Raw genomic sequence first — 13,531 nt, forward strand, 5'->3', positions numbered from 1 at the left:
CATTGCATTAAGTTGTAATTTTAATAATCACATAGCGTTACCAATTAAAACGGCTTTCTTGAATTCGGGTAGACTGACTGTATGGTTTTTCTCTTGCCATTTTTCAAAGTAAAACTGGGCTTCTGAGTTAAGACGGCCTTTCAGGTTACAATGAAAAGTATCAGAGAGGAATTGTGCATTTATAGGATATTTTTCAAGGAATTGTGGAGAATAATCACGAAGAAAACGATCAACATTCAGATATTTTGGTTTTTTATCAAGTAACTCAACAAACCTTGGATTGTTTCTCAATTTATTCGGTAAAACTTTTCCATTCAATGTCAAAAAAGTGTCTTCATCAAAAAATATCTTATATTGAATTACCTTATAATTAGCACTTTCTATAATGATAGATTTGGCCTTTTCTTTTTTACTTATTATAAGTGATTCAATGTCTTGCAAATCAAAGTCATTATCAATTAGAAGCTTAGTGAGTCTTTGCTGGTTCAATACACTTTTGCGGTTTTTTTCGTGTTTTTGCTTTGTTTGATACAAACGAACATCGGGTATGAATCTCTTTAGAGTAAGCATAAGTACTACCAACTTCGGTACACTCAGTGAGTTAACCATTCTTTTGTCATCATTCCCTTCTAGGAATTTCGAAAAATCGTAGTTTTCATTGAGTAAATTTTTAATTATTTTAGCTGGTATGCTCATAGTTAAGCTCAACTGATTGATTTAAATGTCTTAAAAAGACTGGAACTTCAATATAACTCATTGCACTTGTACCAGTATGTTTTTTATGCAATTGTTGGGATGTTAAACATAACAAACTGAAGTTAAAAATTCCTAAAAGATGATTTCACTAACTTAGAGAAGATTTTCCGAGTAAAAATTATAAAGGAAAATAAAAATGATGATTTCAGTTACTTTTACAGCATCCCAAAACGGAATTATTCGTCACAAAAATACTATTCCTTGGGAGAATTTTAATGAGTTACGTTGTGATGAATTCACTAGAGCTTCATGCTCAAGGTTATTGGTACTCGGGCGTCATAGCTTTGAAGCCCTTAAGATAAAGCTAGAATGTGATTTGCTAGTTTTGAGTACCACTAAAACTACATCAGAGGGCAGTATACATTTTGCGGCATCTTTAGCTGAAGCGATGGAGATAGGCAGAGCTGGCGGGTATCAGGAAATGGTCATTTCAGGTGGTCGTCAACTATTGATTGAGGCAATGCTGCTTGCGGATGTCATATATAAAAGTACTATCCTTGTCGAGCCAATGGGTAATGTATATGCCCCAACTATACCTACTAACTTTCAGCTAATTTGGGTAAGGAACTATAAAGGAAATCCATCACACTCATATCAAACCTATACTTTAGATCCTTACACAAAATCAAAGTTATCTTCTACTGGGCTATTAAAGCTTTAGATATATGTGAATATACATTATAGTATTAATAAGCAGTAGTATTACTGCTAGTACTGGCACAGGATACGGGGCGTTGACTGTGCCAGTACTTATTCAAATACTTTTAAATCTCAGGTAGTATTTTTTTTAATTCTATTTCGGCTGAATATGGCATTTCATCTTTTTCAAAATTTTTTACATTACTAACTGTATTTTTAAGTTTCGTAACTGCAATTTCTTTCCATTTTGCTTCAAGGTAGGAAACCTGAATTTGATCCACAGCGGAATAAAAATAGTCTTTTATGTTATAGCAACCATAAAAATACATGTTAACTATTTTTTTCTCGAAAGTATAAGAATCAAATACATAACCTGCATTTGCATTCCAATATTTTAAAATTCTAATAAGAGGTTTAATTAAATAATTGTTTTGGGTGTTTTTATTTGTTAGTTCTTTATTGAAAGCATTTGGATCGGTATTCAACCATGATTCATAGTTATTGGTTGGTGCTGGAATTTGGTAGCCATAAAAGATATTATATACTGCTGGGACTAGTTCAAATGTTATATGATTAAGGTCTAATTTTATAGTAGGATGACTTTGTTTTACCTCTGAATTCGAATAGTGAGCGTTAACAAATGACCTTAATGAGTTTAAGTAAGTTTGAGGTTGATATCCTGTATTTTCAAATACGATCATGTAATCAATATCAGAGTAACGATCATATTTTCTTGGCAGCATTGTATATCTAGTATTCGATCCAAAAGCAAAGTGGTCATTTACTTTATCAGTAGAATAATAATAGTTTAATCTTTTCTTGAGAGTACTTAATGATGTGTTTACTGTTGCATCTTTCAGTACTGCATATGTTGCCAATGAATCAAGGTAGCTTCTTACAGTCATAACTACTCCTTATCAATTTGATAAATAGCAAAATTATTTTTTATATCTTGTTGCGTTTTTTTATAAGCCCATTGAGGTATATTAGGGGAGCTATGATTTAACTGGTTTCTACGGTCAGAGTAAACTTTAAGTTTGCTTCTCAAATCTTTTTCTGTAAGTACAGTATCATGCAAATCTATTTCACGAAAAACGCGGACTTCATTCTTGAGAATATTATAATCTCCGGCCGCTGATTTATGTAAACTCCCTTTTTTGCTTGGGTTAAGTGCGGTGTTCAAGGCTGTTAAAATTGTAAGAATAAAAGAGATGATTATAGTTGCATTAGGTAGGTTTTTTAAAGCGGCAATTCCAGTTACCGCGGCTAAAACTGATAATGGTACCCCAAGTATGAGATTAAATTTCTCCCATCTAGACGATACATTGTAGTGCGATTTAGAAGAGTACAATGCATCTTCTTCAATACGATGGCATTCATCTACAATTTTGTCGATAAGTTGATTGCTCATAAAGATCTCACAAGATAAGAGAGAATATATTTTAGATCATTTTTGATAAAAATGTAAGGTTCTCCAGCCTCTCTGCTCTCACGAATGGTTTCACGAGCGAGTACTTTAAATTGTATATCTGGTTTTTAATCAGTCCCGAACCGGATGACCTAATATTAACATACCAATTTTAGAATGTTCGCATAATAAATCAACGCCTTCTTTAAGCTCACATTGACATAAATTAATAATTTCATTATGACGTTTAAACCATAGTTTCGAATGAGATTTTATTTCCGCTGCATTATAACGAGTTGTATCTTGATAGAAACCTATAAACCAACATGTACGCATATTGTAATTTTTTGCGTTGGACTTTATTTTTCTGACTTTCTCCCAATCTTCCTCCATAGCATCAAGCAAACTCATTGGGTTTGGCTTACATTTCAACTCAACAAAAAAATAACTGTTTCTTATGGTTTTATTCTTTCTAAAAATTAAATCCACAAACGCGTTGTTTTTAAGTTTGTCCATTCTTTTATCGAGTGAGCTATGTAATTCCCTTTCCACTTCAATGCCATCCAACTCTTGAATAAAGTATTCAAGTTCTAATTGTAACCATTTTTCCCAATCACCAATTTTCTTGCTATTGATATATCTCAACTTGTTGATAATCTCTGGCTGATCCAGAAATAATTTCATAATACTTTTTATAGTTCTAAAATCTACATGATAATCTGCCACTTTTATATCCTCATTAAATTTATAAATACCTTATAGGGCTGTACATTAATTAATAAGGGCATCAATGGCAATATCAATTTTAAAATTATCACAGCAGTACGGGTATGATGAAAGTACTTTAAGAAACTGGAAAAGGCAGGGTATGCCGCATGACAAGGATATTCCAGAAGAAGAAACTAGAAAGTGGATTATTGATAATATTATTAACCCATTACGTAATACCGATTACAAAGAACAAATCGAAAAGGCAAAATTACGTACTGCTCTCGCAACTGCCGAACTGGCAGAAATGGAAGTAGCAGAGGCTCATAAGAATGTTATCAATGTTGATTATGTTGAACAGGTACTGTCTAAATATTTTAAAAAACAGAGAGACTACTTAAGAACATTGGGGCAGAAGATATATGTTGAAGTCTTTGAACAAGATTCTGCAATTTCCGTTAAACGAATTATCAATCAACGTATGGATGAAATGCTAAATGAAATAGCAGAGTTTGAATTACAGGAGTCCAAGGATGGACAACAATCTAAGAAAGTTAAATCAAGTACTGAAAAAGTCAGTACAGAAGTTGAAACCACCACTAAAAATATTGCCAAGTGACTTTGCGGAACAATTTCTAATTCTACCCGATGGCCCAAGTGCAGGGCAGAAAATAAAGTTATACAACTGGCAGTACGAACCTCTCAATATCATTGATAACCCACAATATCAAAAAGTTGTTTTCAAAACCTCTGCACAGGTGTCGAAAACAACGCTAATGAACTCAATGCTTCTGTACTGGCTGTACACAGAGTCTTCAAATATCGTAATAGGGCAGACAACTACAAGAGAATTAAACCAGTGGAAATCTGGCAAAATTGAAAAAATGATAGATGCCGTACCAGAACTTGCTGAACTGGTAACTGAAAAAAATTCCAAAGAACATACCAACAACGCTAGCCAGACAGAAATGAAAGATGGCAGCTTCTGGTACTACGTATCCCTCGGTTCTGCAAAACACTTACGTGGTAAGAGTGCCAAGTACATTCTACTCGATGAGATCGCAGCAACTGAAACTGATGGGGATGAAGGGAATGTAGTCAGGCTTGCTGAACAACGTGCCAGTACCTTTGGTGCGGAAGCCAAAATCATCTTATCAAGTACTCCTACGTTTCAGGGCGACTCAATTGATATTGAGTACCAGAACTCGGATCAACGCCAGTACTTCATCAAGTGCCCTCATTGTAAGCATGAACATACTCTTGAATGGGCCAATGTTCTTTTCGATTTTGAACAGGTCGGCAACCGTAAACTACCACTACCCGTAAGTGGAAAACTTCATTGCCCCGAATGTAGGGATGAAATTACAGAATCACAAAGACTGAAAGCCATTGGTAACGGTCGATGGATAATCACAAGACCAGAAATCAAGGATGTTGCCGGTTTCCATATGAACCGCATGTACTCAAGCATTACAACCATACAGGATCTCGTTAAAGAATTTCGTATGGCCTTTTTTGAGTATCAGAACCAGACGTTTTACAACACGGTGTTGGGCCTTCACTACAACGAGTACCAAAACGATATTGAAAATATTGCCCTTGAGAACCTTCGTGATACCACTTTTGATTTGGATAATATTCCCGATGAAGTACTTGCTCTTACCCTTGGCGTAGATCAGCAGCTCGACCGTCTGGAAACAACTGTAATCGGGTTTACCAAGGAAAAGATTTATGTACTAGGGCATAGATTCTTTTATTCACCTAACTGTGAAATCCGTGGAGCAAAGGCATACAACGACCTGAGCAAGTTTATACAGGGCGATTTTAGGACAGTCACGGGACGCAAGCTGAAAGTACTCAAGACGTTTGTAGACAGCGGCAACGGCAGAGCTACCAATACCATTATGAGTTACTGCCAGACAATGGAAGTACTGGGAGCTATCAAGGGTTCTAGTAGTACTACTGGCGTGCTGGTACCAAGTATCCCAACAACCAGTAAAGGTTACCCACTTTGGGTATTGAATGTTCATGAAGGCAAAAAGATGGTACGTAGCCTTCTAAATAACGCGTTAAGTGACAACCCCGATGATGCCCCGCTTAAAGTGCTTTTTTCTCATGATTTACCAGCAGACTACTTTGACCAATTAAACTCTGAAGAATTAAAAAGAAAAGGCGATGGTTTCCGCTGGATACTAAAAACTGGTGTAAAACGTAACGAATCGCTTGACTGTTTAGTCTATGCAATATGTGCAATGACTTATTCAATACATAAATTGGGTACAGACCCATTTAAACGTTTACGTGATTATAAAAAAACTACAGCTGCTACGGCAGCCAATGCAATCATTATACCTCCAGATAAGATAGCAATGAATGAGCCTGTAAGTACTCCTGAATCACCAAAACTAAATAATGATAAATATTCAAGAAAGACAACCAGTACCAAATCATTTGGTAAAAGCTGGTTCGGATAAAACAAGGATTCATTCTGATGAAAGATAAGATATATATAGGTGAAGTATTTCAGGAAGTACTACCATCATTTTCAAAATTGATAGTAGGGGATAGTACTCAAACAATTGATAAATATTCAAATGATACTGATAAAACAGTAAGTCAGACGATTGATACTAATAATTGGAAGGCCGGAACTTACAGTGTCGTACTTATTGCTGATGGTAAGGTAACTCCAACTATTACGACTGTTATTAATCCTTTGGCACAGACTGATAAATTAAGCGAGTATCAATCCATTCTCGATGATATCAACACACTAATCACTGCTCGTATATTAGGCGATAATTCACAAGTTACAATTAATAATAAGACATTAATACGAGAGGAATTGAGTACTCTCATTTCAATGAAAAACACTTATCAGAAGCAGGTAAATGAAATCAGGAAGTCTATGAAAAAGGATAGTTCATTTTTCAAAAGTACCATTCATTGCCGCTTCACACGATAAAAGAGGATCACAAGGATGTGGTTTAAAAGAAAAAAAGAGGTTGAAACGCCTCAGCCAGTAGTAAAGCCATACCGACCACGCCGTGCTTATCATAACAATGCTAAGAATAGAGTCCTTGATAATGTACGTATGTCACATGATTTGGGCGGCGTACCTTCAAGGGTACTGGGTGAATACGGTAATGGACTCAACAATGTTTCAATCAATGCAGTACTAAGGCAGTCACTAACTGCGGTACGTTCAGCTTGTCGGCAACTCAGTATTGACAACCCATACGCCCGTAGGTACGTAGTACTCACATCTAGCTCAGTTTGCGGGGCTGATGGTATTACAGTACGCCCACAGCCCTTGCTGGATGCCACAGTAAATCAACAGCTCGCCGATACTCTTGAAAAGCTGTTCTACGACTGGGCACAAGACGCTAGCCGGTTCAGCTTTGATGGCTCAATGAGTCTGGACCTCTTTCAGCAAACGGTTGAGCGTACACGGGCGATCGACGGGGAATCTTTCATTAGGATCCGTAAGGGTAAGGGCTTACAACTTGAAATCATAGACAGTGCCAGAGTACCGAGCACTAAAAATGAGTTACTCAAAAATGGTGCTTATATTTCTAACGGAATTGAGTTTAATAGCGACAATGTAGTACAGGCATACTGGATAGCGAATGTTCATCCCTTAAATTACACCATTAGTACCAACGATTTAGTACGCATACCAGCAGATGAAATCATACATTATTTCATTCCTGAATATGCTTCTCAGCAAAGAGGTATTCCTGATTTGATTGCAAGCATAAAAACATTACATGACTTTAATGCATTTCATGAAGCCAGCATTATTCAAAAGAGAATTGCCTCAAGTGCAATGGCATTCATTACCAATCAGGATACCACCGTAGATCCCTTATATGATGGGCAGGAAGAAGAAAGAGAACATACTGAGTTCTTTGACCCAGGGAAGATATATGAGTTGAAAGCAGGGCAGAATATACAAACCGTCTCTCCAAGTGCAGGAACAGACGGTTTACAGGCGTTTACTGATTCAGTACTAACAACTATTTCAGTTGGTCTCGGTGTGACAAAAATGAATCTCACGGGCGACACATCTAACGCGAGTTTCTCAGCTGCTAAGATGTCAGATCGCATTCAACGCGATGGAATGAAAACTAAAAGTAATCTCATGATTAGCAAAGTACTCAAGCCAATATACAAACTGTGGTTGGCAGATGTCATGATTACTAAGCTGAATGGATTATCATTCAAAGACTTTGATAGTATTTCTAATAGTACTTATATTCTCCCAAAACAAATATCACTTGATCCTAATAAAGATGCTCAGTATGAACAAACATTAGTTGATATGGGCGTTAAATCAAAATCAATGGTCATTCGCGATTTGGGATATGAGCCAAATAAAGTATTCGAGGAAATCGAACATGAGCAAAAGATAAATAACAATATGGATAACGTTCAAGGAATGAACAATAATGACAATCAAACTCAAAAACCAGACGCGGGAGATGAGAATACAGCCTCAACTAAATGATGCTGATAATGCCCCTCAAGAGAATACAGTACTCCTTAGCTTTAGTTCCCAAACTCCAGTAGTACGTAATATTAATGGTGTGGATTACAATGAAGTACTCCTACATGGTACTGATAACGTTGATTTATCACGTCTAGTCAACTCTGCCCCCTTATTATTCAATCATGACTGTGACAAACCCATTGGTGTGATTGAAACAGCAAGCATTGGTTCTGATATGGTCGGGCGTGCTTTAGTTCGTTTCTCCACATATGGTGATGGCCCTGATTATTTTGGAAAAGTACAGGAAGGTACTCTGACCAAGGTATCTGTTGGCTATGAAATTCTGGAATATGAAATTTTAGGTAATGATTTAAATATTACCCGTTGGATGCCTTATGAAATATCGGTAGTAAGTATTCCTGCTGACGATTCAGTTGGAGTAGGGCGTTCTCTTCAATTTGAAGATATTGATTCAGTACTCAAATATGTACGTGAATTGGAACAGGATAGTACCAATGGCGATGCACAAGATGAAAGTACTGAAACAAATGATAATGATTCAAAAGATAGGGTACTGGATGAAAGTAATGATGAAGCTGATAGCGATCAGCCTGAACAGGATGAAAGTACTGAACCTGATAATGCCGTAAGTTATGAAGAAGGCGAAGATTCAGAAGAAGTAAATACAGAGGTAGATTCACAAGATGTAGAACGTGCAGCAGAAATAGAAGCTATTGCCCGTACTCTTAATTTGGCTAACGGATTAGCCGAAGAAGCAATTAAACAAGGCATGAGTATTGAAGAATTTAAAAACTCAGTTCGCCAATTGAATAATAAAAAAATTATCAAGGATGATAAAAAAATGGAAAACATTTCCCTAAACCAAGTAATTCGCTCGGCACTCAATGGCGATAAAGTAGAAGTTGAAACCGGTAAAAACGGCATGAAAATTTCTAATGATATGTTTCAACGTGCATTGAACAGCGTTCGTGCTGGCGTTACTACTGCCACAGCAGGTGATGCAATTCACAATGATGTACTCTACGGTTCATTTGTAGATGTACTACGTGCAAACAGTATTTTAAAGAATTTCCCTATTCAGATGTATACAGGTCTAACTTCTGAAATTAGTATCCCTAAATTGTCAGCTGATTTTACCTCCTCTTTCGGTTTTATTGCAGAAGATGGCACTAGTCCTGAAGTATCAGCAAACTTTGAAGCGGTAAAAATGACTCCTAGTTCTTTCACTGGCTCAGTACCTTTAACACGCACTGTTGTAAAATCAATGCCGCAAGTTGAACAACTTATTTCTCAGGCAATTGTAGCCGGATCTGCTATTCGTCTTGAGACTCTAATCTTACAAGAAATCGTGGCTCAAGCTACGACTGCTGGTAACGTTACTACTGTATCAGCCTACGACTATGAAACTTTCGTAACTGCACAAGGTGTACTGGGTGATCGATCCGTAAACATGGCAAATGTTGCAGCAATCATGAGTGAAACTACTCGTGCAAAATTACGTAATACTCTTGTGGGTGCTAATACCGGTGCTGTTTACTTGCTAGATGATGGCGATCTGTGTGGTCTACCTGCTTACAGCTCATCAGTACTAGCCGGTGCTGGCGACTTTGTTATTCTTGGCGACTTCAGCAACGTTGCAATTGCCTCGTGGGGTGATCTTGAGCTTGACCTTGATGATACTACTAACCGAAATAAAGGTAGTGTTATCGCTCGTGTTTGGGCTGATATTGACTATGTTCTAACTCGTCCAGAAGCATTCCAAATCATCAAGATTGGTGCTTAATTATGTCTCGCCAATTCAGTACTAAAGATTCTTTAGCATTATTGGCGGCATTTGGCGAACAACTTGTTCTTAATTCTGGCAGCACTATTACTGTGCTGTTTGAAACTGAACAAGTTGTATTTGAAGATATGGCAAGTACCGAGAATTATTTTACCTGTAAATCAATTGATATTCAGCTTGGTAATACGTTCACCCTAAATGGCAAGAACTATCAAGTAGTGAATGTCGTTGATGATCACTCAGGCATTGTTAATGCCTATTATCATCAGTCAGGAGTGTAGTAGTTATGAAAAGATATGAAATTAAACAGCTACTCACTCAATTATTGACGGGTAATAATCTGGTACTTACCAATCCATATCGCAGTAGTGTTAACAATGCTGATTATACTCTGTTCATTGGTGATATGACTGAACAGTATACGGCAGTACCAATGGGTGGTAGTAAAGTACAAACACAATTACAGATTGATTTTGTAGTAGTGGGTAATGATGAGGAAAAGAATGATTCCGTTATTACTCAAGTGCTGGAATTGATTATAGATAAAACTTCATTGGTAGCACTTTTAGATATTGGTGTTAATGCCAGTTCAATTGAACCTGTAAGTTCTGAATCTCAAATAGATAGCCAAAGTACTGATATTGTTAATAGCACAAGATTAACAATTCAAGTTAATTATACAACCACCACGGCTAATAGCAGTTCTAAAAGTACCATGAAAGTACTTAGCCTTAGTACAGGCACGCCAGATACGCCAGACACGCCAGAAACAGACAAAGAATAATAATAAAGAATAAGGATAATTATGTCAGGGATATTCTTAGGGAATCAAACACAGATTTTCTATACATCAGACGCACAAAATGTATTACCAAATTCGCCCAACTACTTGCCAGTTGATAATCTTGCTGAATTCCCCCAAGTTACTCTGAAGAGTGGTACTACAACTATCAGTACTTTTAATCAGGAATACAATAGCGTTATTGCCGCAGGTTTATCTGTTGATGACGTAATGATAGTGGTGAATTATGTACCTTCAAATGCAAGTCACGCTGCACTTGATGCTTTCAAATCATCAAGTACTCAATTTTCGATAAAAGTTTCTCTCTACGCCTCCAAGACATCAGTAGATCAGCATTACATCATTTTGCAGGGTGCCATTACAGGTTATTCGGATACCTCGGATCAAAATTCGGCACTACAACGCACTTATACTTTTGCGGTAGATGAGATCCTAGCTCGTGGAACTACCCAAGATCCGGCAGATTTAAAAATTGGCGATTTTGGCCTTGGTGCAGATACCCTCAACTATCCCCAATATGAAAGTACTACCACTCTATCAGGTAACGCTTTCCTCAAGTTCGGTGGGAGTGTATCCGGTAATCCTCTTGGTATTGATATGTTGGGTATAACCAATACAGATCAAGATTCTGGTACTCAGGTACTGGTAGCGACTACCGGAAGTCCACTAATCAGAGTGCGTAATCTTACGGGTACATCTCAGGGTGCATTTGCACGTGTATACAGTACCGCAGAAAAGCCAACGTTAAGTGAATTAGGCATTGGGAATGTTCTAAATGTGGCTAGCTACAGTAAGACAGAAAGCGATACAAAGAACGCTACATTAGTTCCTAAAACGACATCTATTAACGGCAAAACTTTAAGCAGTAATGTTACTTTGACCCCTAATGATATTGGTGCAATGCCTCTGCGAAGTACTCCAACAAGCGTAGGTGTGACCGATTTGAATCAGATGGGACCGACCTCAGATTATGTCGGGATCTGGAATCTTACCAATTCTGCTAATTATAGTTTACCAAATGTACCGGTAGCTCAACCGGCTACTCTAGAAATAACTGCGACGGGCTGGTACTCGGGTTCTCAGAAGTTCACTGATCGGTACGGTAACGTTTATATACGCAATCTAAATGCGAGTTGGAATGCCACTACTCAACCTTGGGACACATGGCATCTTGTCGGCAATACTTACGCTAATCTCTCGGGCCAGGACTTAAATACAGCTTTAACCGCCGCCAGATTTTACGGCAATGCAATGAGCAATGGCCCAGCTGCTTTAGGTCAGGCATATGTCTTTGTTTCAATCGAGCAATATGCAAACGTTACTCCCATTAGACAGACAGTAACTGGATCAACCGCCAACCGAACATTCCAGAGAACATATGCTTCTGGTGCGTGGTCTGATTGGGCTGAAATTTTCACGTCAAGTTCAGTAATACCAATTATAAATGGTGGTACTGGAGCAAGTACTTCAGATGTAGCTTTAACTAATCTTGGTATTAAAGCTTTAGGATTAGGGACAGATACACTTGCACCAATAACAGATTTCAATGCCATCACTATTGCCGGTATGTATCGATATACGAGTACAGCTACAAATAGCCCATTCTCTGGGCAGTCAGGTACTGTACTTCATCTGCCTTATAGTCCTAGTTATTGTGCTCAAATGGCTTTCCACATTGGGCAATCTGGAACATCAGTTAACCCGCAAATCTTCCAGCGTGTGATGCTTCAAGGTACATGGGGAAGCTGGAAGCAATACACGGAAGCTGGTAGCAACTCCAGCATTACCGCACTTACCGGCCTAACAACCGCCTTAAGCATTTCACAGGGTGGCACTGGTAATACTACCGGCTTGGCAGCCTCTTCTACAAAACTCGCAACGGCTCGTACTTTTGTCACTAACCTTGGCAGTACTACAGCAGGTTCATTTAATGGTACGGCTAATATTACACAGGGCGTTACCGGTACTTTGCCTGTTGCCAATGGCGGTACTGGAGCGACTACAGCAGCTACGGCGAGAGGGAATTTAGGTATTGGTAGTGCAGGCGTGTATACCGCAGTTGGAAGTACTGATGTGTCTAGTGGGGCAGGTAAACTACCTATCTTAGGTTCAACGTATACTGCTACCGCTAATACATCGGCATTTACATTTGCATCAAGCAACACCCCTACTATTTCCGCTTCTGCGGATGGTTCTAAGATGTCCCCTATAGTGATATCTAATGGCGGTAATAACTCTGCGTCTGCTGTAGTGACGTTTATACGTGACGGAGCCTTTGCTAATTTTTTTGGCATTGATACAGATAACCAATGGGCTGTTGGTGGCTGGAGTAGCGGAGCTAGCAGATACAGATTGTGGACAGAAGCCAATACTACGGTAGATGGCAATGGATTCATCAAACGTGCATCCCCCATTGTTCGAGTAACGAATGATGTTGATTTAATGCCAACTGGATTTACAGAAAATAATTTTAAAGTATCCGGCTCAGGTGCAGCGAACGTTGAAGCAGAAGGGGTTGTAATCAAAAAAACCAGTACTGGAGTATATACGGTATCAGGTTCACTAGGTTTAAGTACTGACGGTTGGCAAATAGAAATTCCTCAAGACGTGAACGGTAATCGCTTATGTTTTGTTGAAACATCTCAAGATGAGAGTGCTGTAATTACTTTAACCGTGACTAAACGTAAGTTTGATGTTGATACAGCAATGATTGTTTCTGGCGATGCGATGGATATACCAGATGGTCGCTGGATTGACTTGCGTTTAATTATGCCGGAAGACTCTATATACAATACAAACCTGAAACAGGCAGAGGCAGATTTGATTGCATTGCAACAATCTGAAAGTACTGAATCTGATAGTACCGAAAATTTTGATGCAAGTGATGAAATGTCTAGTACTGATTCAACTACAGAGTAATAA

13 protein-coding genes are annotated in these 13,531 nt (G+C 38.1%); 9 read left to right on the plus strand and 4 right to left on the minus strand.

The features are described 5' to 3' along the window. Nucleotides 1–27: 27 nt before the first annotated feature. On the minus strand, nucleotides 28–696 hold the full coding sequence (locus tag SC206_RS19000; protein ID WP_332739722.1) for a hypothetical protein: 669 nt from the start codon (nucleotides 694–696) through the stop codon (nucleotides 28–30). 196 nt (nucleotides 697–892) lie between these two features. Here SC206_RS19000 and SC206_RS19005 point away from each other — a divergent pair, with 196 nt between their 5' ends. Continuing rightward, nucleotides 893–1,417: a dihydrofolate reductase gene (locus SC206_RS19005; RefSeq protein WP_332739723.1), complete on the plus strand. Its 525-nt coding sequence runs from the start codon at nucleotides 893–895 to the stop codon at nucleotides 1,415–1,417. 103 nt (nucleotides 1,418–1,520) lie between these two features. On the opposite strand, the gene SC206_RS19010 is transcribed toward SC206_RS19005, so the two are convergent. The 3 genes from SC206_RS19010 to SC206_RS19020 all read right to left on the minus strand — a co-directional run bounded on the left by SC206_RS19010 (nucleotide 1,521) and on the right by SC206_RS19020 (nucleotide 3,529). Continuing rightward, entirely contained in the window at nucleotides 1,521–2,300 is a 780-nt protein-coding gene (locus SC206_RS19010; protein WP_332739724.1) for an SMODS domain-containing nucleotidyltransferase, read from the minus strand. 2 nt (nucleotides 2,301–2,302) lie between these two features. Then, on the minus strand, nucleotides 2,303–2,806 hold the full coding sequence (locus tag SC206_RS19015; RefSeq protein WP_332739725.1) for an SLATT domain-containing protein: 504 nt from the start codon (nucleotides 2,804–2,806) through the stop codon (nucleotides 2,303–2,305). Nucleotides 2,807–2,935: 129 nt separating this feature from the next. Next, nucleotides 2,936–3,529 (minus strand): hypothetical protein, encoded by a 594-nt coding sequence (locus SC206_RS19020; protein ID WP_332739726.1) that lies wholly within the window; start codon nucleotides 3,527–3,529, stop codon nucleotides 2,936–2,938. A gap of 64 nt (nucleotides 3,530–3,593) precedes the next feature. Between SC206_RS19020 and SC206_RS19025 the strand changes: the two genes are divergently transcribed. From SC206_RS19025 to SC206_RS19060, 8 genes are read left to right on the plus strand one after another with little or no spacing between them, the layout of a single operon-like run. Beyond that, nucleotides 3,594–4,130: a hypothetical protein gene (locus SC206_RS19025; protein WP_332739728.1), complete on the plus strand. Its 537-nt coding sequence runs from the start codon at nucleotides 3,594–3,596 to the stop codon at nucleotides 4,128–4,130. Beyond that, nucleotides 4,045–5,985 carry a terminase gpA endonuclease subunit gene (locus SC206_RS19030; protein ID WP_332739731.1) on the plus strand — a complete coding sequence of 647 codons (1,941 nt, stop codon included), beginning with the start codon at nucleotides 4,045–4,047 and terminating at the stop codon, nucleotides 5,983–5,985. Before SC206_RS19025 ends, SC206_RS19030 begins: the two co-directional genes overlap by 86 nt. Nucleotides 5,986–6,002: 17 nt before the next feature. Then, nucleotides 6,003–6,476, plus strand: coding sequence for a hypothetical protein (locus tag SC206_RS19035; protein ID WP_332739733.1), 474 nt, complete (start codon nucleotides 6,003–6,005; stop codon nucleotides 6,474–6,476). Nucleotides 6,477–6,491: 15 nt separating this feature from the next. Further along, entirely contained in the window at nucleotides 6,492–8,021 is a 1,530-nt protein-coding gene (locus tag SC206_RS19040) for a phage portal protein (RefSeq protein ID WP_332739735.1), read from the plus strand. Next, nucleotides 7,963–9,807: a phage major capsid family protein gene (locus SC206_RS19045; RefSeq protein WP_332739737.1), complete on the plus strand. Its 1,845-nt coding sequence runs from the start codon at nucleotides 7,963–7,965 to the stop codon at nucleotides 9,805–9,807. The genes SC206_RS19040 and SC206_RS19045 overlap by 59 nt, the downstream gene beginning before the upstream one ends. A 2-nt stretch (nucleotides 9,808–9,809) precedes the next feature. After that, nucleotides 9,810–10,088 (plus strand): hypothetical protein, encoded by a 279-nt coding sequence (locus SC206_RS19050; protein WP_332739739.1) that lies wholly within the window; start codon nucleotides 9,810–9,812, stop codon nucleotides 10,086–10,088. Nucleotides 10,089–10,093: 5 nt separating this feature from the next. After that, nucleotides 10,094–10,591 carry a hypothetical protein gene (locus SC206_RS19055; protein WP_332739741.1) on the plus strand — a complete coding sequence of 166 codons (498 nt, stop codon included), beginning with the start codon at nucleotides 10,094–10,096 and terminating at the stop codon, nucleotides 10,589–10,591. A 21-nt stretch (nucleotides 10,592–10,612) separates the two neighbouring features. Further along, the gene (locus SC206_RS19060; protein WP_332739743.1) at nucleotides 10,613–13,528 is read left to right on the plus strand and encodes a pyocin knob domain-containing protein; all 2,916 of its coding nucleotides are present in this window, start codon (nucleotides 10,613–10,615) and stop codon (nucleotides 13,526–13,528) included. The last annotated feature ends 3 nt before the right edge of the window (nucleotides 13,529–13,531 follow it).

The organism is Rouxiella sp. T17, from assembly GCF_036663475.1.
Lineage (GTDB): Bacteria > Pseudomonadota > Gammaproteobacteria > Enterobacterales > Enterobacteriaceae > Rouxiella.

Coding starts and splice junctions, on each gene's coding strand:
- SC206_RS19000 (WP_332739722.1), bottom strand. CDS start 696: ATGAGCATACCAGCTAAAATAATTAAAAATTTACTCAATGAAAACTAC.
- SC206_RS19005 (WP_332739723.1), top strand. CDS start 893: ATGATGATTTCAGTTACTTTTACAGCATCCCAAAACGGAATTATTCGT.
- SC206_RS19010 (WP_332739724.1), bottom strand. CDS start 2,300: ATGACTGTAAGAAGCTACCTTGATTCATTGGCAACATATGCAGTACTG.
- SC206_RS19015 (WP_332739725.1), bottom strand. CDS start 2,806: ATGAGCAATCAACTTATCGACAAAATTGTAGATGAATGCCATCGTATT.
- SC206_RS19025 (WP_332739728.1), top strand. CDS start 3,594: ATGGCAATATCAATTTTAAAATTATCACAGCAGTACGGGTATGATGAA.
- SC206_RS19030 (WP_332739731.1), top strand. CDS start 4,045: ATGGACAACAATCTAAGAAAGTTAAATCAAGTACTGAAAAAGTCAGTA.
- SC206_RS19035 (WP_332739733.1), top strand. CDS start 6,003: ATGAAAGATAAGATATATATAGGTGAAGTATTTCAGGAAGTACTACCA.
- SC206_RS19040 (WP_332739735.1), top strand. CDS start 6,492: ATGTGGTTTAAAAGAAAAAAAGAGGTTGAAACGCCTCAGCCAGTAGTA.
- SC206_RS19045 (WP_332739737.1), top strand. CDS start 7,963: ATGACAATCAAACTCAAAAACCAGACGCGGGAGATGAGAATACAGCCT.
- SC206_RS19050 (WP_332739739.1), top strand. CDS start 9,810: ATGTCTCGCCAATTCAGTACTAAAGATTCTTTAGCATTATTGGCGGCA.
- SC206_RS19055 (WP_332739741.1), top strand. CDS start 10,094: ATGAAAAGATATGAAATTAAACAGCTACTCACTCAATTATTGACGGGT.
- SC206_RS19060 (WP_332739743.1), top strand. CDS start 10,613: ATGTCAGGGATATTCTTAGGGAATCAAACACAGATTTTCTATACATCA.